The organism is Serratia sp. PAMC26656, from assembly GCF_016469055.2.
GTDB lineage: Bacteria > Pseudomonadota > Gammaproteobacteria > Enterobacterales > Enterobacteriaceae > Serratia > Serratia plymuthica.
In genome coordinates, this window is sequence record NZ_CP150486.1 from 691,756 (window position 1) to 713,961 (window position 22,206).

Here is a 22,206-nt window from a genome sequence, read left to right on the forward strand (position 1 = left end):
TGTGAGTCACGGTTTTACCGACACCCACTGCCATTTCGATTTTCCGCCCTTCAGCGGCCATGAGCACGAAAGCCTCGCGCTGGCGGAACAGGCGGGAGTGCAGCGAATTATCGTGCCGACGGTGACCGCCGATCGTTTTGCGCGGGTGTTGAAGCTGGCACGCGAGCATCAGCCGCTGTATGCCGCGCTGGGGTTGCACCCGTTGTATATAGCCCAGCATCAGGATCCGCAGCTTGAGCAGTTGGCCGGGTTCCTGGCCAGTCGGCCGCCGAAGCTGGTGGCGGTCGGAGAGATAGGTCTCGATCTGTACATGGAAAACCCGCAGTTTGAGCGTCAGCAGCGGTTGTTGATTGCCCAGCTGAAGTTGGCGAAACAGCATGATCTGCCGGTGATCCTGCATTCCCGCCGCACGCACGATCAACTGGCCGCCGCGCTGCGCCGCGTGCCGTTGCCGCGCCGTGGCGTGGTCCACGGTTTTGCCGGCAGTCTGTCTCAGGCGCAGGCATTTATTCGTCTGGGCTATTACATTGGCGTCGGCGGCACCATCAGTTATGAGCGGGCGCAGAAAACCCGCAGTGTGATGGCCCAGTTGCCGCTGACCTCCTTGTTGCTGGAAACCGATGCGCCGGATATGCCGCTTTCCGGTTACCAGGGGCAACCTAACCGCCCTGAACGCGCCGCAGAGGTGTTCCGGATATTGTGCCAACTGCGCCCGGAATCCCCTGATGACATTGCCGCCCACCTGCAACACAACACCCACGCCTTGTTTCGCTTCTGAACGATAAATGAGTTAAAAAACGTGACTTGTGTCACGTTATAAGATTTTCATTTGCTTCCTGTTGTATATATTTGTGACATAAATCGGGGCGGGGACTGCCCCGCTCCGTATAATCGCACCCCGAAATCACTTTCCAGCGACCCTCTCGTATCTACCGGGTAGGGATGCATTTTCTTTTTCGCAACAGGGATACTTTGCATGCAACTCATCATGAGCCTGGTAGGAATGGCGGCACTGATCGCCATAGCCGTGCTGCTCTCCAGCAACCGTCGCGCCATCAAATTGCGCACCGTTGTCTGGGCATTCATCATTCAGGTGGCCATTGGCGCGCTGGTGCTGTACGTGCCGGTGGGCCGCAGTATTCTCGGCGGCATGTCGGCCGGCGTGGCTAACGTGATCGCCTACGGCAACCAGGGGATATCGTTTATCTTCGGCGGGTTGGTGTCCGACAAGATGTTCGAGGTGTTCGGTGGCGGCGGTTTCGTCTTCGCTCTGCGCGTGCTGCCGGTGATCGTGTTCTTCTCCTCGTTGATTGCCGTGCTGTATTACCTTGGCATCATGCAACTGGTGATCCGTGTATTGGGTGGCGGCTTGCACAAACTGCTGGGCACCTCACGCACCGAATCGCTGTCGGCGACCGCCAATATCTTCGTCGGCCAGACCGAAGCCCCGCTGGTGGTGCGTCCGTATATTGCCACCATGACCCAGTCAGAACTTTTCGCCGTCATGTGCGGTGGCCTGGCCTCGGTGGCCGGTTCGGTGCTGGCCGGCTATGCCCAGATGGGCGTACCGCTGGAATACCTGATTGCCGCGTCGTTCATGGCCGCGCCGGGCGGGTTGTTGTTCGCCAAGCTGATGGTGCCGGAAACCGAAAAAACCCACGATAAAGACGATGCGACGAAACTGATCGCCGAAGATGACCGCCCGGCCAACGTGATCGATGCGGCGGCATCCGGCGCGGCATCCGGCATGCAGTTGGCGTTGAACGTCGGCGCCATGTTGCTGGCGTTTATCGCGCTGATCGCCTTGCTGAACGGCATTCTCGGCGGTATCGGTGGTTGGTTCGACTACCCGCAGCTGTCGCTTGAGTTGATGCTCGGTTGGGTCTTCTCGCCGATCGCCTTCCTGATTGGCGTACCCTGGCATGAGGCGATGACCGCCGGCTCATTTATCGGCCAGAAGATTATCGTCAATGAATTTGTCGCTTACATGAACTTCGGCGCCTATTTGCGCCCGGACGACGTGGTGGCGGCGGAAGGGTTGCAGGTGCTGTCGACGCATACCAAGGCGATCATCTCTTTTGCGCTGTGCGGCTTTGCCAACCTGTCATCGGTGGCGATCCTGCTTGGCGGCTTGGGCAGCATGGCGCCGAACCGTCGTCACGACATCGCGCGCTTCGGCCTGAAGGCGGTCGCGGCCGGCACGCTCTCCAACCTGATGAGCGCGACCATCGCCGGGTTCTTTTTGGCGCTGTAAGCCTGGCATAGTTCTGCACTAGTGCGCCACGCCCTATTGCGAGACACCGCCTATACTCTAAGACGGGCACATGATGCCGTGCCCGTTGCCTGCGTCCGTTTCTTTAGCGAATTTGTGAACGATATCGCGTTATTTTGTGATGTTCTTCACATATAATTCCGGCCTGTTACAGTGTTATTTCATATAGTGTGACTCTGAGCGCGAATTGCCCCGGGTGATCGTGTTCAAATAGCTATTACTGACCCTGCACGATATGCAGGGCCAAGTGCGGTGAGAAGGATCTCAGTTGCCGCCGTGGGAACCCGTTCCCCAGCGCTATCTTCAAGGAACCAAGTCCGCTCGCCAACACCCAGGTTCGCAGTTGGAGAGTTTTATGACCGAATTAACCGCAGCAGCGCAACGTGCGCTGGCCCTGATGGATTTAACCACGCTGAACGATGACGACACCGATGAGAAAGTGATCGCGCTGTGTCGTCAGGCCAACAGCCCGGCTGGCCATACGGCGGCCATCTGCATTTATCCGCGCTTTATTCCGGTGGCGCGCAAGGCCCTGCGTGAGCAAGGGACGCCGGACATCCGCATCGCGACCGTCACCAACTTTCCGCATGGCAACGACGATATCGACATTGCGCTGGCGGAAACCCGTGCGGCTATCGCCTATGGTGCCGACGAAGTCGACGTGGTGTTCCCATACCGCGCGTTGATCGCCGGTAATGAGCAGGTCGGTTTTGAGCTGGTGAAGCAGTGCAAGCAAGCCTGCCAGGCGGCCAATGTGCTGCTGAAAGTGATTATTGAAACCGGTGAGTTGAAGCAGGCCAATCTGATCCGCAAGGCATCGGAGATTGCCATTAACGCCGGTGCCGATTTTATCAAAACCTCTACCGGTAAAGTGCCGGTCAACGCCACGCTGGAAAGCGCAGAGCTGATGATGTCGGCGATCCGCGATCTGGGTGTCGCCAAAACGGTGGGTTTCAAGCCAGCCGGCGGCGTGCGCACTGCGGAAGATGCACTGCATTATCTGCAACTTGCCGATCGTATTCTGGGTGAAGGCTGGGCCGATGCGCGTCATTTCCGTTTCGGCGCTTCCAGCCTGTTAGCCAGCCTGCTGACGACGCTGGGCCACAGCACCGCAGCGTCCGGCAGCGGTTACTGATCGATAACGTCGGCAAGGCGCGATGCAGCGCCTGCCTGCACCCTACATTCGCTCAATCAGGGGGATGCTTTGTTCCTGGCACAAGAAATTATTCGTAAAAAACGTGACGGTCAGCCGTTGAACGAAGCGGAAATTCGCTTTTTCATCAATGGGATCCGTGACAATGTGGTTTCAGAAGGTCAGATCGCCGCGCTGGCGATGACCATTTATTTCCACGATATGACCATGCCGGAGCGCGTGGCGCTCACCATGGCGATGCGTGATTCCGGCACCGTGCTGGATTGGAAAAGCCTGTCGCTGAACGGACCCTTGGTCGACAAGCACTCCACCGGCGGCGTGGGCGATGTCACTTCGTTGATGCTAGGCCCGATGGTGGCCGCCTGCGGCGGCTACGTGCCGATGATTTCCGGCCGCGGTCTGGGCCATACCGGCGGCACGCTGGACAAGCTGGAAGCCATCCCGGGTTTTAACATTTTCCCGGATGACAGCGCCTTCCGCAAAATTATTCAGGACGTTGGCGTGGCGATTATCGGCCAGACCAGCTCGCTGGCACCGGCGGACAAGCGTTTCTACGCCACCCGCGACATCACCGCTACCGTGGATTCTATCCCGCTGATTACCGCCTCTATTCTGGCGAAGAAGCTGGCGGAAGGGCTGGATGCGCTGGTGATGGACGTTAAAGTCGGCTCCGGCGCCTTTATGCCGACCTATGCGCTGTCGGCCGATCTGGCGCAGGCGATCGTTGGCGTGGCCAATGGCGCAGGGTGCAAAACTACCGCGCTGCTGACCGACATGAATCAGGTACTGGCCTCCAGCGCCGGCAATGCGGTGGAAGTACGAGAAGCGGTGCGTTTCCTGACCGGCGAATACCGCAACCCGCGCCTGCTGGAAGTGACGATGGCGCTGTGCGTGGAAATGCTGCTTTCCGGCGGCCTGGCGAAAGATGACGCCGACGCGCGCGCCAAGCTGCAGGCGGTGCTGGACAATGGCAAAGCGGCAGAAGTGTTTGGCCGCATGGTGGCGGCACAGCAGGGCCCGACCGATTTTGTTGAGCGCTACGACAGCTATCTGCCGGCAGCGACCCTGAGCAAGCCGGTTTACGCCGAAAAACAGGGCATTATCAGCGCGATGGATACCCGTGCGCTGGGCATGGCGGTGGTATCGCTGGGCGGCGGTCGTCGCCGCGCGACCGACAATATCGATTACAGCGTCGGCCTGACCGGCATGGCGCGCCTGGGCGATAAAGTGGATACCCAGCAACCGCTGGCGGTGATCCACGCCAACGACGAAGAGAGTTGGCAGCAGGCGGCCGAAGCGGTACGCAGCGCTATGGTGCTGAGCGATAAAGCGCCGGAAGCGACGCCAGTAGTTTACAAACGTATTTCAGAATAAGTATTACTTTTACAACATTATATAGCGGTAGCAAAACTCGCTGCCGCTATACCCAATGGATTTCAAGATGCAGGTAGGCGGTAACTGAAGGAATCCCCTGGAGCTTGGTGAACCAAGTGACTGGGGTGAATGAAGGCAACCAACACCCCTGCGGCTTGAAAGACGACGGGTATACAGGAGAGCACAGATGAAACGCACATTTATTATGGTATTGGACTCATTCGGCATCGGCGCCAGCGAAGACGCCGAGCGTTTTGGCGACAAGGGTTCCGATACCCTGGGCCACATTGCCGAGGTTTGCGCGCGCGGTGAAGCCAACGTTGGCCGTCAGGGCCCGCTGACCCTGCCTAACCTGAGCCGTCTGGGTCTGGGTAAAGCGGCGGAAGAATCCACCGGCACCTTCCCGCAGGGGCTGGACAGCAATGCGGATATCATCGGTGCCTACGCTTATGCGAGCGAACTGTCTTCCGGTAAAGATACGCCGTCAGGCCACTGGGAAATCGCCGGCGTACCGGTATTGTTCGATTGGGGTTATTTCAGCGACGAACACAACAGCTTCCCGCAGGAACTGCTGGACAAGCTGGTCGAGCGCGCCAATCTGCCGGGTTACCTCGGTAACTGTCACTCCTCCGGCACCGTGATCCTCGATCAACTCGGCGAAGAGCACATGAAAACCGGCAAGCCGATTTTCTATACCTCCGCCGACTCGGTGTTCCAGATTGCCTGTCACGAAGAGACCTTCGGTCTGGACCGTCTGTATGAGCTGTGTGAAATCGCCCGCGAAGAATTGACCGAAGGCGGTTACAACATTGGTCGCGTTATCGCGCGTCCGTTCCTCGGCGACAAGCCGGGCGAGTTCCAGCGTACCGGCAACCGTCACGATTTGGCGGTAGAGCCACCGGCACCTACCGTGCTGAAAAAACTGGTGGACGAGAAGGGCGGTGAAGTGGTGTCGATCGGTAAAATCGCCGATATCTACGCTAACGTCGGCATCACCAAAAAGGTGAAAGCCACCGGCATCGACGCGCTGTTTGACGCGACCCTGATCGAAATGGAAAAAGCCGGCGACAACACCATCGTGTTCACCAACTTTGTTGATTTTGACTCCTCTTACGGCCACCGCCGCGACGTGGCGGGTTATGCCGCCGCGCTGGAGCTGTTCGACCGCCGCCTGCCGGAGCTGCTGAAATTGGTGAAAGATGAAGACATCATTATCTTCACCGCCGACCACGGCTGCGACCCGACCTGGCCGGGCACCGACCACACCCGTGAGCACATTCCGGTCTTGGTTTACGGCCCGAAAGTGAAACCGGGCTCGCTGGGCCACCGTGAGACCTTTGCCGACATCGGCCAGACCGTTGCCAGCTATTTTGGCGTGTCACCGATGGATTACGGTAAATCCATGTTCTAAGCCCCGTCTTTCAAGCCGCAGCGTTGTTGGCTGCGGCTCGACATCCAAAGGCTTATACGTTTAACGTTTTTATTTAATACGATTTGAAGGAAGAGAATTATGGCTACGCCGCACATTAATGCTGAAATGGGTGATTTCGCTGACGTAGTACTGATGCCGGGCGATCCGCTGCGTGCAAAATACATCGCGGAAACCTTCCTGGAAGGCGCGGTGGAAGTGAACAACGTGCGTGGCATGCTGGGCTTCACCGGGACCTACAAAGGCCGCAAAATCTCCGTAATGGGCCACGGTATGGGTATCCCATCCTGCTCCATTTATGCGCGTGAACTGATTGCCGAGTTCGGCGTGAAAAAAATCATCCGCGTGGGTTCTTGCGGCGCAGTGCGCGACGATATCAAACTGCGCGACGTAGTGATCGGCATGGGCGCCTGCACCGATTCCAAAGTGAACCGCATGCGTTTTAAAGATCATGACTATGCGGCGATTGCCGACTTTGACATGGTGCGCAACGCGGTAGACGCTGCGGCGGCGCAAGGTATCCCGGCGCGCGTGGGCAACATCTTCTCCGCCGATCTGTTCTACACGCCGGATCCGGACATGTTCCAGGTGATGAAGAAGTACGGCATCCTGGGCGTAGAAATGGAAGCGGCCGGCATCTACGGCGTGGCGGCTGAGCTGTATGAAGAGTTCGGCTGTAAGGCGTTGACCATCTGTACCGTTTCCGACCACATTCTGCGTCACGAAGCCACCACCGCCGCAGAGCGCCAAACCACCTTTAACGAGATGATCGTTATCGCGCTGGAATCCGTGCTGCTGGGCGACAAAGAGTAATAATACTGCGGGCGCAGCATCCTGCTGCGCCCCTGTGCCAATCTATTCATCTTGCATCAATCATTTTCTTGAAATGCTTTACCTTATAGGTAATTAGCGCTATTACTTTATTCACCAATCTATTCACTAATCTATTCATTTATGACTACCCTCGAGCAAGTTCTGCGTAACGGTTCGGCTGCGTCAAAAGTTCTCACCGAGGCGCTGGGCATCAGCCAACCGACGCTATCACGCCGTATCCGCGAGCTGGCAGAAGCGGTATTGGCTATTGGCAAAGGCCGAGCCACTCGCTATGCGTTACGCAGGGTTGTGGGTGGGGAATCGTATTTTCCGCTGTATCAGGTGGATGAGCAGGGTAAGGTCTCTAAGCTGGCCACGCTTTATCCTGTCTATCCGGCGGAGTGTTATGCGGTACAAAATGAGCAAAATGGCGAGTGGCAACTTTATGACGGTCTGCCTTGGTATCTTAATGATCTGCGGCCGATAGGTTTCCTTGGCCGGGCATGGGGAAAAGCGGTCTCGCAAGTACTGCACCTGCCGGAAGATACACGGCTCTGGAGCGAAGAACAGCGGCTGTTGGCGCTTTGCCACTCTGGGGACGACATGAGCGGTAGTCTGCTGCCCGGTAATGGCAGTTATCAACGCTGGCTGATGCGCAGTCCGGAGAAAGCCGTGCCGATAGCGGATAAAAATGCCCGTTACGCGGAACTGGCGAAACAGGCGTTGGCGGGGGAATTGGTCGGCTCTTCTGCTGGCGGTGAGCAGCCCAAGTTTATCACCTATGCCGAACTTAGGGATGACCGACGTGGTCATGTGTTAGTTAAATTCAGTACTGTCCCGGAAAACCCTAATGCCCAGCGTTGGAGCGATTTGTTGATCGCGGAGTCGCTGGCGTTGCGGGTTGTGGCAGATGCGGGGTTCTCTGCTGCGCAGGGTGAAGTCCTGCTTGATGAGAACCTCCAGTGTTTTCTGGAGATTGAGCGGTTCGATCGCGTCGGGGAGTTTGGCCGGGTGCCGATGGTCTCGTTGGAAGCCCTGGATGCGGAGTTTAGCGGTAGCGGCAATGCCAACTGGGCCACGGCGGCGGAAGGGTTATTGCGGCAAGGCGTGATCGATCGCCAGACCTGCCAGGAAATGACGCTGTATTGGGCATTTGGCCGGTTGATTGCCAATAGCGATATGCATCAGGGTAATTTATCGTTTTTGCGCCCTGAACGACGGCCGGTAGCGTTGGCACCCTTATACGATATGTTGCCGATGGCATTTGCGCCAACCAGCAGCGGCAATATGCGCCAGGAAGCTGTGGAAATCAGGCTGGACCATGAAGTCAGCGGCGCCGTTTGGCGGCAGGCGGAATTGATGGCGCTTGAGTTCTGGCAGCGAACGGCGCAGCACGAGTCGATTAGCGAAGCGTTCCGCATGATTGCCGGCCAGATGCTGGCGCAGGTTCAGGGGCTGAACGAGCGTATCCAGCGCCTGGCTTAAGGGCGTTTCGTTTCTTCTTTATCCTGTGGCTTGTCGTCATCGTCGTCTTCCACCGTATTACCTTCTTCCAGCGGCGTATTGGCGGTCAGCAGATACGGCGATTGCTGCCAGCGGCTGCGGCGATGTTGCAGCAGGGTACGCGCCAGAATAATGCCGATGGCCAGCGCCAGCAGGATCATCAGACGCAGCAGGTTGGTGGTGTTATCTACCTGTTTGGATTCGGTCGCCAGCACGTGGGTGTCCAGCGTAATGCGGATAAAGCCGATCGGGCCGTCTTTGCCCTGAATGGATTCCACCAACTGGTGATTGAAATAGCTGCCGGCACGTTTGCCGTCAAGTGACAGGCGATCGCGTATACTGATCTGTTCACCGGCGTGGGAAACCAGCGTGCCGTCCAACTGATAGACGCTGGCGTCCAGAATGCGGCTGTGGTCGGTAAGCTGTTTGAGAATGGCGTCGACGCGCTGGTTGTCGACGTCGCTGTCGTCATCGAGCAAAGGCGCCAGGCTGGAGGCCACCTGTTTGGTCAGCGTTTGCGCCAGTTCTTCCACCTGTTCGGATCGCGCCAACTGGTGACTCAGGCTAAAATAGGACGCGCCCTGCATCAATAGCACCAGCAAAGCCAGGCAAATCAGGATAATAGCGGTGCGGTGCAGGCGGAATTTCAGTTTAGCGCGAGCCATTCAGGTTCCTTGGGCATCTTGGACACTTTATGTTGCCAGAACCAATGGCGATAGGATAGCTTGATGCGTCGTTTTATCATGCAGCGTTTTTTCAGGAGTTAATGATGTCGAATAGTCTGACCTATTGCGATCTCCCGGCAGAGATCTCTCAATGGCCGGGTCTGCCCCTTTCGCTGAGCGGCGACGAAGTGATGCCGCTGGATTATCGGGCGGGCCATACCGGTTGGCTATTATATGGCAGAGAACTGGATAAAACGCGCATTACTCATTTTCAGCGCAAGCTGGGCGCGGCGATGGTGATCGTCACCGCCTGGTGCGTAGAGGATTATCAGGTCGTGCGTCTGGCCGGCACCCTGACGGCGCGCGCCAAAATACTGGCGGCGGAGAGCGGGCTGGACGTAGCGCCACTCGGCAAGATCCCTCATTTACGCACCCCTGGGCTGCTGGTGATGGACATGGACTCCACCGCGATCGAGATTGAATGCATCGACGAAATCGCCAAGCTGGCGGGTGTGGGTGATGAGGTGGCGGAAGTGACCGAACGCGCAATGCGCGGCGAGCTGGATTTTACCGCCAGCCTGCGTCAGCGCGTTGGCAAGCTGAAAGGCGCCGATGCCAATATCCTCAAACAGGTACGCGATGAACTGCCGCTGATGCCCGGGTTGATCAACCTGGTGCGCAAGCTGCAAGCGATGGACTGGCATGTGGCGATCGCTTCCGGCGGCTTCACATACTATGCCGAGTACCTGCGCGACAAACTGAAGCTGGTGGCGGTGGCGGCCAACGAGCTGGGGATCCGCGATGGCAAGCTGACCGGCGAAGTGCTGGGACCGGTGGTTGACGCACAGTTCAAGGCCGATACGCTGGTCGCGCTGGCGGAAAAGCTGGGCATCCCGCCGCAGCAGACCGTGGCTATCGGCGACGGTGCCAACGATTTGAAAATGATACAGGTGGCCGGGTTGGGCATTGCCTACCACGCCAAACCGAAAGTGTATGACAAGGCGCAGGTGGCCATTCGCCATGCGGACCTGATGGGCGTGCTGTGCGTACTGACCGGCAGCCTGAAACACGAAGTTCGCTAAACATATCGAGTAAGAGGTAATACGTGGCAAAAGCAGCAAAACGGGCGTTTGTATGTAATGAGTGCGGCGCAGATTATCCGCGCTGGCAGGGACAGTGCAGCGCTTGTCACGCCTGGAACAGCATTACAGAAGTTCGTCTGGCTGCGGTGTCCTCTTCTTCTCGCTCCGAGCGTTTAAGCGGCTATGCCGGCGATGCCGGCATCAGCAAAGTGCAAAAACTGTCGGACATCAGCCTGGACGAGTTGCCGCGTTTTTCCACCGGCTTTCTTGAGTTTGACCGCGTACTGGGCGGCGGCGTGGTGCCGGGCAGTGCGATCCTGATCGGCGGCAACCCCGGTGCCGGTAAAAGTACTCTGCTGTTGCAGGTGTTGTGCAAGCTGTCCGAGCAAATGAAAACCCTGTACGTCACCGGCGAGGAATCGCTGCAACAGGTGGCGATGCGCGCTCACCGCCTCGGGTTGCCGACCGGCAACCTGAACATGCTGTCGGAAACCAGTATCGAGCAGATCTGCCTGATTGCCGAACAAGAGCAGCCGAAGCTGATGGTGATCGACTCGATTCAGGTGATGCACATGGCGGATATTCAGTCTTCGCCGGGCAGCGTGGCGCAGGTGCGGGAAACCGCCGCCTACCTGACGCGTTTCGCCAAAACGCGCGGCGTGGCGATTGTCATGGTTGGCCACGTCACCAAAGACGGCTCGCTGGCCGGGCCGAAGGTGCTGGAACACTGTATCGACTGTTCGGTGCTGCTGGACGGCGATGCCGATTCGCGTTTTCGCACCCTGCGCAGCCATAAAAACCGCTTCGGTGCGGTAAATGAGCTGGGCGTGTTCGCCATGACCGAGCAGGGTCTGCGTGAAGTCAGCAACCCGTCCGCCATCTTCCTCAGCCGTAGCGATGAAGTCACCTCCGGCAGTTCGGTGATGGTGGTTTGGGAAGGAACCCGACCGCTGCTGGTTGAGATCCAGGCGCTGGTGGATCATTCGATGATGTCTAACCCGCGCCGGGTCGCGGTCGGCCTGGAGCAGAACCGGTTGGCGATCCTGTTGGCGGTGCTGCACCGCCACGGCGGGTTGCAGATGTCGGATCAGGATGTGTTTGTGAACGTGGTCGGCGGGGTAAAAGTCAGCGAAACCAGCGCCGATCTGGCGTTGCTGATGTCGCTGGTGTCCAGCCTGCGCGATCGCCCGCTGCCGAACGATCTGGTGGTGTTCGGTGAAGTGGGGTTGGCGGGGGAGATTCGTCCGGTGCCGAGTGGGCAGGAGCGCATTTCCGAGGCGGCGAAGCACGGCTTCAAGCGCGCTATCGTGCCGCATGCCAACGTACCGAAAAAACCGCCGGCGAATATGCAGGTATTCGGCGTGAAGAAACTGGCGGACGCCCTGGACGTGCTGGAACAATTCTATTAATTGCCATGTGATGCGCAGAATATGCTATTTTGTTTAGCATATTAAACGGAGGAATTATGCGGCAATTCGACTACCTGAAAGCATCTATCAAGCAGAAGAACTGTACCCTGCAGCAGGTGGCGGATGCCAGCGGCATGACCAAAGGCTACCTTAGCCAGCTGTTGAACGACAAAATCAAAAGCCCGAGCGCCCAGAAACTCGAGGCGTTACACCGTTTTCTTGGCCTGGAATTCCCGCGTCGCGAGAAAAAAGTCGGTGTGGTGTTTGGTAAATTTTACCCACTGCACACCGGCCACATTTACCTGATCCAGCGCGCTTGCAGCCAGGTAGATGAGCTGCACGTGATTTTGTGTCACGACGAACCGCGTGACCGGGAACTGTTCGAGAACAGTTCGATGTCGCAACAGCCTACGGTCAGCGACCGTCTGCGCTGGCTTCTGCAAACCTTCAAGTACCAGAAAAACATTCATATTCATTCGTTCGACGAGCAGGGCATCGAACCCTATCCGCACGGCTGGAACGTTTGGAGCGACGGGATGAAAGCCTTCATGGAACAGAAGGGCATCGTGCCGAGTTTTATCTATTCCAGCGAAACGCAAGACGCCCCGCGTTATCGCGAGCACCTGGCGACGGAAACCATTCTGATCGATCCCGAACGTTCATTCATGAACATCAGCGGCCGCCAAATCCGTCAGGATCCGTTCCGCTATTGGGATTACATTCCGACCGAAGTGAAGCCGTTCTTTGTGCGCACCGTGGCGATCCTCGGCGGCGAGTCGAGCGGCAAATCGACGCTGGTGAACAAGTTGGCGAACATTTTTAACACCACCAGCGCCTGGGAATATGGCCGCGACTATGTGTTCTCGCACCTGGGCGGCGATGAGATGGCGTTGCAGTATTCCGACTACGACAAGATTGCGTTGGGGCAGGCGCAGTACGTTGACTTTGCAGTGAAATACGCCAACAAGGTGGCATTTATCGATACCGATTTTGTCACTACCCAGGCGTTCTGCAAAAAGTACGAAGGGCGTGAACACCCCTTCGTGCAGGCACTGATCGACGAGTACCGGTTTGATCTGGTGATCCTGCTGGAAAATAACACCCCGTGGGTGGCGGATGGCCTGCGCAGCCTCGGTGCGCCGACCGATCGCAAGGCATTCCAGCACTTGCTGGAAGAGATGCTGCGCGCCAACAATATCGAGTATGCGCACGTGGAATCCAGCGACTATGAGGAGCGCTTCCTGCGCTGCGTCGAACTGGTAAAACAGCTGTTGGCGGCCGATGCCAGCCGACTGGTGGGCGCCACGACGGAATAAGCCGGAGGCGCAGCGCGCTGCGCCTCTCTTACCTCAGTAAACAATCACCAGTTTGCCCTGCATATGCCCGTCGAGCAGCTTTTTATGCGCGGCGGTCAGGGTCTCGACCGTCAGCCCCTGCAGCGTTTCGCTCAGTGTGGTGCTCAGCTTTCCTTCGTCCAGCAACTGCGCCACCTGCCTGAGGATTTCACCCTGCTGAGCGATGTCCGGCGTGGTGAACATGCTGCGGGTAAACATCAATTCCCAATGCAGTGCGGCGCTTTTCAGCTTCAACGCGTTCTGATCGAGCGGCTGTTGGTTTTCCACGATGGTGCAGATGTGGCCCAGCGGCGCAATCAGATCCGAGATCGCTTTCCAGTGGCCATCGGTATCGTTCAGGCAAAGAATATAATCCACGCTTTCAATGCCATGCTGCGCCAGATTTCCTTTAAGATCGCGGTAATCCACCACCATATCGGCGCCGCGCTCCCGGCACCAGGCTGCCGACTCGGGGCGCGAAGCGGTGGCAATCACCTTCACCTTGCTCAACTGGGCGGCGAACGGGATCGCCAGCGAACCCACGCCACCGGCACCGCCGATAATCAGCAGGGTTTTCCCTTCCGCCGCGTCCTGGATTTTCAGGTGCTCGAACAGCGCTTCCCAGGCCGTCAGCGCGGTCAACGGCATGGCGGCGGATTCCGCCCAGTTCAGGCTGCTTGGCTTATGTGACACGATGCGCGAATCAATCAACTGCTGAGTGCTGTTGCTGCCCGGCCGAGTGATATCACCGGCGTACCAGACTTCATCACCGGCTTTGAAACCTTTGACGCCGCTGCCTACCTCAAGCACCACGCCGCTGGCGTCCCAGCCGAGGATGCGCGGCTGTTGCAGGCCGCTTTTTTGCAGGCCGGCGTGGACTTTGGTATCCACCGGATTGACTGACACCGCTTTGACCTCCACCAGCAGATCGTATTGGCCCGGGGCCGGTTTTTCAGGGCTGATTTCAATGAAACCGGCGGGGTTTTTCGGGTCTACGGCAATGGCTTTAATTGGCATGATTGTGCTCCTTTAGAATGAATACCCTCAGTGTAGACCTCTGAGAGGGGAGTGATAAGATGGACAATAGCTAACTAAGCGTTCGTTTGAGGTGAACAATGATGTTTAAACAGCTGCAGGATATGGCGTTGTTCGCGCTGGTGGCCGAGTGCGGCAGCTTTACCGCCGCCGCCAACCGCGCCGGTTTGCCTAAATCCAGCGTTAGCCAGCGCATCAGCCAACTGGAACAAACGCTGGGTTTGCGGTTGCTCAACCGCACCACCCGTCAGCTCAATCTGACCTTCGCCGGCGAACGCTATCTGGTGCACTGTCAGGAGATGTTGTCCGCCGCCGAACGGGCCGATCTGGCGCTGCAGCGACTGCGTGACAACCCCAGCGGCCGGTTGCGCATCTCGACGCCCGCCGGGCTGGGGGCGACGTTGTTGGCGCGGCTGGCGGCGGATTTTCAGCGCCAGTACCCGGACGTTACGCTGGAGGTTTCGGTGTCTGATGCGATGGTGGATTTGGTGCAAGAGGGCTATGACGCCGCGTTGCGCACCGGCAAACCGCAGGACTCCTCGCTGATTGGTCGCCGCCTGGGGCATGCCCCGCGTTATCTGCTGGCGGCGCCGGCCTATCTGGCGCAGTACCCACCGATCCTTCATCCTCAGCAGTTGCAGCAGCACCGCTGCATTGCACACCGCGCCTGGCCTGCCTGGAGCCTGCGTCGCGGCGACGAGTATTACCGCTGGCAACTGCCGATGCTGCATATCACTGACAATCTGTTGTACGCGCGTGAATGCGCGATTTCCGGTGCCGGTATCACTCTGCTGCCGGCCTTTCTCAGCCGCGAGGTGGTGGCGCAGAAACAGCTGGTGGAGGTACTGCCGGAATGGCGGGCGGAAGGGAATGAACTGTATTTGGTTTACCCAAGCCGTAAGCTGAACTCGCCGGCACTGGCCTGTTTTATTGATGTGGTGTTGCAGCATCCGGTATTTGTGGACTATGCGCAGGCACTGGATTGGGGATAACAAAAAGCCCGCAAGATGCGGGCTTGAGAGCATAGATAGCCAACCTGATGTTACTTGGTGACTTTCTTGTACTTGATACGGCGAGGTTCCAGTGCATCGGCACCCAGAGTACGTTTCTTATACTCTTCGTACTCGGTGAAGTTACCTTCGAAGAATTCCACCTTGCCTTCATCCTGATAGTCCAGAATGTGGGTAGCGATACGGTCGAGGAACCAACGGTCATGCGAGATCACCATGGCGCAGCCAGGGAATTCCAACAGGGCGTTTTCCAGCGCGCGCAGGGTTTCGATATCCAGGTCGTTGGTCGGTTCATCGAGCAGCAGCACGTTGCCGCCAACCTGCAGCAGCTTGGCCAGATGCAGACGGCCACGCTCACCACCGGACAGCTCGCCCACGCGTTTGCCCTGATCGACGCCCTTGAAGTTGAAGCGGCCGACATAGGCACGGCTTGGCATTTCGGTGTTGCCCACGCGCATGATGTCCTGGCCGCCGGACACTTCTTCCCACACGGTTTTGGCGTTGTCCATGCTGTCGCGGAACTGATCGACTGAAGCCAGCTTGACGGTATCGCCCAGCGTGATGCTGCCGGAGTCAGGTTGTTCCTGGCCGGACATCATGCGGAACAGCGTGGATTTACCCGCGCCGTTCGGGCCGATGATACCAACGATGGCTCCCTTAGGTACCGCGAAGGTGAGATCTTCGATCAGCAAGCGTTCGCCGTAGGATTTACGCAGGTTGCTGACTTCAACCACTTTATCGCCCAGGCGTGCGCCAGGTGGAATAAACAGCTCGTTGGTTTCGTTACGTTTCTGGTATTCGGTGCTGTTAAGCTCTTCAAAGCGGGCCAGACGGGCCTTGCCTTTAGACTGACGGCCCTTGGCACCCTGGCGTACCCACTCCAGCTCTTTCTCGATCGACTTGCGGCGAGCGGCTTCGGTTGAGGCTTCCTGCGCCAGACGCGCGTCTTTCTGTTCCAGCCAGGAAGAGTAGTTGCCTTCCCACGGAATGCCTTCGCCACGGTCCAGCTCGAGGATCCAGCCGGCCACGTTATCAAGGAAGTAACGGTCGTGGGTGATCGCCACCACGGTGCCTTCGAAGTCGTGCAGGAAGCGTTCCAGCCAGGCCACGGACTCGGCGTCCAGGTGGTTGGTCGGTTCGTCCAGCAACAGCATGTCCGGTTTTTCCAGCAGCAGGCGGCACAGCGCTACGCGGCGGCGCTCACCACCGGAAAGGTTGGCGATTTTGGCGTCCCATTCCGGCAGGCGCAGCGCATCGGCGGCGCGCTCCAATTGGGTGTTGAGGTTGTGACCATCGTGGGCCTGAATGATCTCTTCCAGGCGGCCCTGTTCAGCGGCCAGCTTGTCGAAGTCGGCGCCTTCTTCGGCGTACAGCGCGTACACTTCGTCAAGACGCTTGAGGGCACCGACGACTTCGGCCATCGCTTCTTCAACCGATTCGCGAACGGTGTGTTCCAGGTTGAGTTGCGGTTCCTGCGGCAGATAGCCGATTTTAATCCCCGGTTGCGGGCGCGCTTCGCCTTCGATATCGGTATCAATACCGGCCATAATGCGCAGCAGGGTGGATTTACCGGAACCGTTCAGGCCCAGCACGCCAATTTTGGCGCCAGGGAAGAAGCTCAGGGAGATATTTTTCAGGATGTGACGCTTCGGCGGGACCACTTTGCCGACGCGATGCATGGTATAGACGTATTGAGCCACGTTGCTCTAGCCTCTCTATATCAGTTTTTATAGGATGTCTGGCTGCGGAGTGTAGCCCGTTTCGAACACGGATCCCAGACATCATCAGCGATCGCTAAGTATAACCCTTTATGCGCCTTTAACAGGCGCATATCGACAGGTTAAGGTGTAACGACGATCGCGACGCGGCGGTTTTCCGCGCGGCCGCTGGAGGTGCGATTTTCGGCGACCGGATCGCGCTTGCCCATGCCGCGAGTTTCGATATTGGCGCGCGGGATGCCTACGCTGGCCAGCAAATCGGCCACTGCGTTGGCGCGGCGCAGCGAAAGCTGGTCGTTATAGCTGTCTTCGCCGTAGTTGTCCGTATGACCATCCAGACGGAACTTGGTGATGCCTACGCTCATCAGCGCGCGGCCCATTTTCTGGACCGTTTCGGTGCTTTCCGGATTCAGTTTACCGATGTTGTTGCCAAACAACACCTTGTCGGAGAGGCCGAATTCCCAGCCGTTATCCGTCAGTTTGAACCCTTGAGACTGTAACAACGCGACCTGCTCGGGCGTCAGGCCCTGCGGTTTGCTCTGGCACCCGGCAAGGGCGAGCAGGGCGACAAACATCATCGCCAGTAGTGAGAAACGGTTTTTTAGTGTTTGCTGTATCATAATCAAATCCCTGGTTTTAATTTTATAGCTGGGGCTTTATTTCTGTATTGCCAGCCGCCAGCCTCCGTTATAACGATGCTTTGCCTGATACATCGCATCGTCAGCTTCGTGCAAAAGACCCTGAGGCGTTACTGCATGTTCAGGGTAAAGTGCAATACCGATACTCAAAGAGGTCGTCACCGCCTCGTCGTTCGGTAAAATTATCGGTTGGGTCATGCAGTCGATAATGTTGTCGGCAATTTGCAGCACATCTTCCGTACTGTGAACCGGCGCCAACAGCACGGCGAACTCATCGCCGCCTAAACGCGCGACCAGGTCACTTTCGCGCAGTTGCGCGCGAATGCGCCCGGCAATGGTGGTCAGCACCGCATCACCGGCCGCGTGACCGTAACTGTCATTCACTTCCTTGAAGCGATCGCCGTCGATAAACAACACCGCAAGTTTTTCTGTCGGCTCAATATCGCCCAGCGCGCGGCTCAGCCGGCCTTCAAAAAAGGCGCGGTTCGGCAATCCGGTCAGGCTGTCGTGGGTCGCCCGGTGGGTCAGTGAATCATTTTCCTGCTTCAGGTGCGCCTGCCATTCTTCCAGCTCATCAAGCAGGCCGTTGAAGTCGTTGCTCAGTTCATGCAGTTCGGCGATCGGTGCCGACGGCACCCGCAGCCCGAAGGTGCGATCGCGGCGCACCGCGTGCGCCACCTTGGCGATATCGTCCAGCGAACTGACAATGCCGACCAGCATGCGGCGGGAAAGCACCAGCGCGCACAGGGTACTGAGTACCAGGCAGGCGATCATGCCTAGTATACCCCGCAGCAGGAAACGCAGCAGACTACCGCCGTTGCCGCTGAGCCAGACCTTGCCGACCTGTTTGCCTTCATGGGTGATCGGCAAGACCACCGGCTCCGGCAGCGCCCAGCGAGCGACAATTTGCTCCAGGCCATGCAACGGACCGTCCTTGGGACGATGCCAACTGGCCAGCACGTTGCCGCCGTTGTCCAGAATTTTGGCTTCCGACACCTCTTCTTTGGAGGCGATCAGCACCATCGCCTCTCGAATGTAGGGGCGATCCCCAAACACCACGGCGGCCTCGACGGTATAGCTGATGGAGCGCGCAATAAGATGCAGGTTGTGGTTGGCATAGGCGCGTAGCGCGAACAGCGCTACCAACGTCAGGAAAATCCCGGCGGTGCCGACGGCAATCAGCGCCAACCCAAGATTTGCCCGTTGCAGCACCCGGCCCAACGTGGGCCGCGAATGCCCGGAACGGTTCTTGCGCAACCATATCATAGCGGCGGCGCCTGTTTGCGCGCCAACTGCAGCACATTAGGATGAACGCGCACGCCACTGCGTGCCAGAGCGTCCAGGTTCACCTTGAAACCGGCCTGGTCACCGTCAACCTGCAGGCAAAACGCGCTGCCGGCAGAGCATTCGCCGTCGTTCTCGCTGATACTGAGAATGGAATGACCCTGGATGCGCTGTATAAAGTTTTGTTTCTGGCCGGCGTTGATATTACCCAAATAAATCACGTCACATCCGGTGTTCAGCAAAGGGCTGTCAAAGGGCACTCGCTCGGTTTTGATCGGCCGGGGAGCGCTCAGCAAAATAGGGTCGAACAGGCCTTCGGCATATTGGGTCGGCGCCGTTACGCACAGGCGGATTGGTTTGGGCTCACTGGGCCAGCGGGCATAGCTGATAATGCCGACCACGACGGTGGTGACGGCATGTGTGCGGCTCTGATAGGGGCTGCCCGTCTCGGGGCGAGCCAGCCCCGGAAACGCCAGCAGCAGGACCAGAATGAAGGGTAGCAGGCGGCCGTCGTCAAGACGTGCGCAAATGAAGCTCGTGAGTGAGCTTTTTGCGCTGGCTGCTAACATCACGGCATTTTTTGCCATCTTCATCTGCCATTCCTGCCAACGTCCGCAGTACGGTAGCGGTGATCTAACAATGAGAAACCTGACCCAACCGAAGGGGTAAACGTAATACTAAGCACTATCAATCGCACTGTGTGATGAACACTATCTAACCCATAACTGGCGCGGATTGTATTATAAGATATCTCTGTTGCGCGCTTTATGTGCCGTTTTCTCGGATTTATCCTATCTTTTTTTAACAGTATAAAACGCCTCGGGGAGTTGGCCAGGCGTTTTCTGCAAAGAAAACGGCATGGGGTCGGCAGTACGGCGATTTGCGCCACGCCTGCAGTTAATTTGTCAGCCAGGGTAAACGTTTTTTACCTGACGCCCCTCATGACGATAAACTTCTTCTTCTACAGTAGTGAATGGATAGGCGATTGCGCTGTCTATGATAGATGCCTGAGCTTATCGCTCTGCACACCTTTTTGCTCTGGCGTGTATTCCACTTCAGGGCGCGAAATACTCGAAGAACCGGTGTCTCCGGGCCTTGACCGTTGGCGTAGCGCGGCAAGGGGGTAGGGGTTCTGGCAACACAACCAGCGAGGAAAGAGTAAGTATGGTCAAGGTAGACAAATGGCGGCTGTTGGCCGTGGGGGTGTGCCTGACGGCATTCTCGGGCGCGGCACTGGCGGACTCTCTCGACGCACAGCGTCAGCGTTACCTGCAAATCAAGCAGGCGTGGGACAGCAATCAGATGGATGTCGTGGCGCAACTGATGCCGACGCTGCGTGATTACCCGCTTTACCCTTATCTGGAATACCGCGAATTGACGCAGGATCTCAGCCAGGCCGGCTTCTCCGAGGTGAATGACTTTATCAAGCAGCACCCGACGCTGCCGCCCGCCAAGTCGCTGGCGCCTCGTTTTGTCAATGAATTGGCGCGCCGTGAGGACTGGCGTACTCTGCTGGCTTTCAGCCCGCAGGCCCCCAAGCCGATAGCCGCACGTTGCAACTATTACTACGCCAAATGGGCCACCGGCGATCAGCAGGCGGCCTGGAGCGGTGCGGACGATCTCTGGATGAGCGGTAAAACGCTGCCGGGCACCTGTGACAAACTGTTCAACGTCTGGCAGGGGGCCGGCAAGCAAACGCCGTTGAATACCCTGGAACGCATGAAACTGGCGTTAAAAGAGGGCAACAGCAGCCTGGTTAACAGCCTTTACCGCCAGTTGCCGTCCGACTATCAGACCATGGGTGATGCGCTGGTGCGCCTGCAGAACGATCCCGCCACCGTAGAGGCTTTTGCCCGCAGCGTTGGCCCGACTGACTTTACCCGGGCGGCGACCGGCATCGCTTTCGAGCGGCTGGCACGTCAGGATGCGGAAAACGCCCGGGCGATGATCCCGAGTATCGCTCGCCTGCAGAAAATGAGCGACAGCGAGCGGTTGGGGCTGGAAGAGGCGGTGGCGTGGCGCCTGATGGGCAGCGATGCCACCTTCGAGCAGACCCAGTGGCGCGATAAGGTGATCCTGCGCAGCCAGTCTCCGACGCTGCTGGAACGTCGTGTGCGCATGGCGCTGGGCAGCGGCGATCGCCAGGGTGTGGCGACTTGGCTTGCGCGCCTGCCGGCAGAATCGCGCAATAAAGATGAATGGCGCTACTGGCGTGCGAGCATCTTGCTGGACGAAGGTAAACGCAGCGAGGGTGAAGAGATCCTGCGCAGCCTGATGAACGAACGTGGCTTCTACCCTATGGTGGCGGCGCAGAAACTGAATACGCCTTATCCGGTTATGGTGGCGGTGGCGGCCAAACCCCGCGCTTCGCTGGTGGACGGACCGGAAATCGCCCGCGTGCGTGAGCTGATGTACTGGAACATGGATAACCTGGCGCGCAGCGAGTGGAGTTCGTTCGTTGCCAGCCGCAGCCGGCCTGAACAGGAAGCGCTGGCGCGTTTCGCCTTCGAGCAGAAATGGGCCGATCTCAGCGTGCAGGCAACCATCGTCGGCAAGCTGTGGGATCACCTTGAGGAGCGCTTCCCGGTAGCCTGGTCGCAAGAGTTCCGCAGCGCTACCGATGACAAGGGGATCACGCCGAGCTACGCCATGGCGATCGCCCGTCAGGAAAGCGCCTGGAACCCGAAAGCGCAGTCACCGGTGGGGGCCAGCGGCCTGATGCAGGTGATGCCGCGGACCGCGCAACATACCGTGCAAATGTACAATATTCCCGGCTACTCAAGCCCGAGCCAACTGCTCGATCCGCAAACCAATATTACTATCGGTACCAGCTACCTGGAGTATGTTTACCAGCAGTTTGGCCGTAACCGCATCCTGTCGTCGGCGGCCTATAACGCCGGCCCATCGCGGGTGAATACCTGGTTGGGGAGCAGCGAAGGGCGCGTCGATGCGGTGGCGTTTGTTGAAAGCATCCCGTTCTCGGAGACCCGTTCCTACGTGAAGAACGTGTTGGCCTACGACGCGTTTTACCGCTATTTGATGCACCGCCCGGCCAAGGTGCTGACCGATGCCGAATGGCAGAGACGTTATTGATTTTGACGGCGCTATGGTATGCTGCTGTACTAGTTAAATAGTATGGTGGCTTGCCATGACGCAATTATCGCTTAACGATCCGGCTCTTTCAGAACAAGGCAATGAGGATTGGCTGCGCTTTGTCGCGCTGCTGCAAAATTCGTTCGCTCAGGAGTTGCACCAGCCCTTGATGCAACTGTTGCTGACGCCGGATGAGCGCACGGCCTTAGGCACGCGGGTACGGATTATTCAGGAACTGATGCGCGGTGAGATGAGCCAGCGGGAACTGAAGAACGAACTGGGGGCGGGAATTGCCACCATTACTCGCGGGTCGAACAGCCTGAAAGCGGCGACGCCGGCGTTGAAACAGTGGCTGGAGCAACAGTTGCTGGGCGATGCACAGTAGCGCCGCGCC

At 58.0% G+C, this 22,206-nt stretch carries 19 protein-coding genes; 13 read left to right on the top strand and 6 right to left on the bottom strand.

The genetic code is table 11. The features are described 5' to 3' along the window. Position 1 precedes the first annotated feature (1 nt). The 7 genes from JEM67_RS03850 to yjjJ all read left to right on the top strand — a co-directional run bounded on the left by JEM67_RS03850 (position 2) and on the right by yjjJ (position 8,526). Positions 2-778, top strand: coding sequence for a metal-dependent hydrolase (locus tag JEM67_RS03850; protein ID WP_013811422.1), 777 nt, complete (start codon positions 2-4; stop codon positions 776-778). A gap of 198 nt (positions 779-976) precedes the next feature. Next, on the top strand, positions 977-2,254 hold the full coding sequence (locus tag JEM67_RS03855) for a NupC/NupG family nucleoside CNT transporter (RefSeq protein ID WP_006320018.1): 1,278 nt from the start codon (positions 977-979) through the stop codon (positions 2,252-2,254). Positions 2,255-2,627: 373 nt separating this feature from the next. Beyond that, entirely contained in the window at positions 2,628-3,407 is a 780-nt protein-coding gene (gene deoC / locus JEM67_RS03860) for a deoxyribose-phosphate aldolase (RefSeq protein ID WP_013811423.1), read from the top strand. A 69-nt stretch (positions 3,408-3,476) separates the two neighbouring features. Continuing rightward, positions 3,477-4,799 (top strand): thymidine phosphorylase, encoded by a 1,323-nt coding sequence (gene deoA / locus JEM67_RS03865; RefSeq protein WP_199638165.1) that lies wholly within the window; start codon positions 3,477-3,479, stop codon positions 4,797-4,799. A gap of 187 nt (positions 4,800-4,986) precedes the next feature. Continuing rightward, positions 4,987-6,210, top strand: a complete 1,224-nt coding sequence (gene deoB, locus JEM67_RS03870; protein WP_199638167.1) for a phosphopentomutase — start codon at positions 4,987-4,989, stop codon at positions 6,208-6,210. 99 nt (positions 6,211-6,309) lie between these two features. Next, a complete protein-coding gene (gene deoD / locus JEM67_RS03875; protein ID WP_006320026.1) occupies positions 6,310-7,041 on the top strand; it encodes a purine-nucleoside phosphorylase in 732 nt (243 codons plus the stop codon). 141 nt (positions 7,042-7,182) lie between these two features. Beyond that, the gene (gene yjjJ / locus JEM67_RS03880; RefSeq protein WP_199638169.1) at positions 7,183-8,526 is read left to right on the top strand and encodes a type II toxin-antitoxin system HipA family toxin YjjJ; all 1,344 of its coding nucleotides are present in this window, start codon (positions 7,183-7,185) and stop codon (positions 8,524-8,526) included. Here the strand turns inward: yjjJ and JEM67_RS03885 are convergent. Continuing rightward, on the bottom strand, positions 8,523-9,209 hold the full coding sequence (locus JEM67_RS03885) for a YtjB family periplasmic protein (protein ID WP_062869583.1): 687 nt from the start codon (positions 9,207-9,209) through the stop codon (positions 8,523-8,525). The genes yjjJ and JEM67_RS03885 overlap by 4 nt on opposite strands. 104 nt (positions 9,210-9,313) lie before the next feature. On the opposite strand from JEM67_RS03885, the gene serB reads away from it, so the two are divergent. The 3 genes from serB to nadR are packed head-to-tail and all read left to right on the top strand — an operon-like array spanning position 9,314 to position 13,016. Then, positions 9,314-10,291 carry a phosphoserine phosphatase gene (gene serB, locus JEM67_RS03890; RefSeq protein WP_199638171.1) on the top strand — a complete coding sequence of 326 codons (978 nt, stop codon included), beginning with the start codon at positions 9,314-9,316 and terminating at the stop codon, positions 10,289-10,291. 23 nt (positions 10,292-10,314) lie between these two features. Further along, positions 10,315-11,700, top strand: a complete 1,386-nt coding sequence (gene radA, locus JEM67_RS03895) for a DNA repair protein RadA (protein ID WP_199638173.1) — start codon at positions 10,315-10,317, stop codon at positions 11,698-11,700. Between the two features lie 56 nt (positions 11,701-11,756). After that, complete coding sequence (gene nadR, locus JEM67_RS03900; RefSeq protein ID WP_004949943.1) at positions 11,757-13,016, top strand: multifunctional transcriptional regulator/nicotinamide-nucleotide adenylyltransferase/ribosylnicotinamide kinase NadR; 1,260 nt, start codon at positions 11,757-11,759, stop codon at positions 13,014-13,016. Positions 13,017-13,049: 33 nt separating this feature from the next. Here nadR and JEM67_RS03905 read toward each other — a convergent pair whose 3' ends face one another. Further along, positions 13,050-14,051, bottom strand: a complete 1,002-nt coding sequence (locus JEM67_RS03905; protein ID WP_199638175.1) for a zinc-binding alcohol dehydrogenase family protein — start codon at positions 14,049-14,051, stop codon at positions 13,050-13,052. A 98-nt stretch (positions 14,052-14,149) separates the two neighbouring features. Here JEM67_RS03905 and JEM67_RS03910 point away from each other — a divergent pair, with 98 nt between their 5' ends. Then, positions 14,150-15,061: a LysR family transcriptional regulator gene (locus JEM67_RS03910; protein WP_199638177.1), complete on the top strand. Its 912-nt coding sequence runs from the start codon at positions 14,150-14,152 to the stop codon at positions 15,059-15,061. Between the two features lie 50 nt (positions 15,062-15,111). Here JEM67_RS03910 and ettA read toward each other — a convergent pair whose 3' ends face one another. The 4 genes from ettA to JEM67_RS03930 form a co-directional block, all read right to left on the bottom strand. Next, positions 15,112-16,779, bottom strand: coding sequence for an energy-dependent translational throttle protein EttA (gene ettA, locus JEM67_RS03915; RefSeq protein WP_013811429.1), 1,668 nt, complete (start codon positions 16,777-16,779; stop codon positions 15,112-15,114). Between the two features lie 140 nt (positions 16,780-16,919). Continuing rightward, positions 16,920-17,417: an OmpA family protein gene (locus JEM67_RS03920; protein WP_199638179.1), complete on the bottom strand. Its 498-nt coding sequence runs from the start codon at positions 17,415-17,417 to the stop codon at positions 16,920-16,922. Between the two features lie 36 nt (positions 17,418-17,453). Further along, entirely contained in the window at positions 17,454-18,701 is a 1,248-nt protein-coding gene (locus tag JEM67_RS03925) for a diguanylate cyclase domain-containing protein (protein WP_199638188.1), read from the bottom strand. Further along, entirely contained in the window at positions 18,698-19,312 is a 615-nt protein-coding gene (locus tag JEM67_RS03930; RefSeq protein WP_199638190.1) for a YfiR family protein, read from the bottom strand. Before JEM67_RS03930 ends, JEM67_RS03925 begins: the two co-directional genes overlap by 4 nt. Before the next feature lie 571 nt (positions 19,313-19,883). On the opposite strand from JEM67_RS03930, the gene sltY reads away from it, so the two are divergent. Together sltY and trpR are read left to right on the top strand one after the other, a co-directional pair. Then, complete coding sequence (gene sltY, locus JEM67_RS03935) at positions 19,884-21,812, top strand: murein transglycosylase (protein WP_013811432.1); 1,929 nt, start codon at positions 19,884-19,886, stop codon at positions 21,810-21,812. Positions 21,813-21,867: 55 nt separating this feature from the next. Continuing rightward, complete coding sequence (gene trpR, locus JEM67_RS03940; RefSeq protein WP_004949979.1) at positions 21,868-22,197, top strand: trp operon repressor; 330 nt, start codon at positions 21,868-21,870, stop codon at positions 22,195-22,197. Positions 22,198-22,206 lie beyond the last annotated feature (9 nt).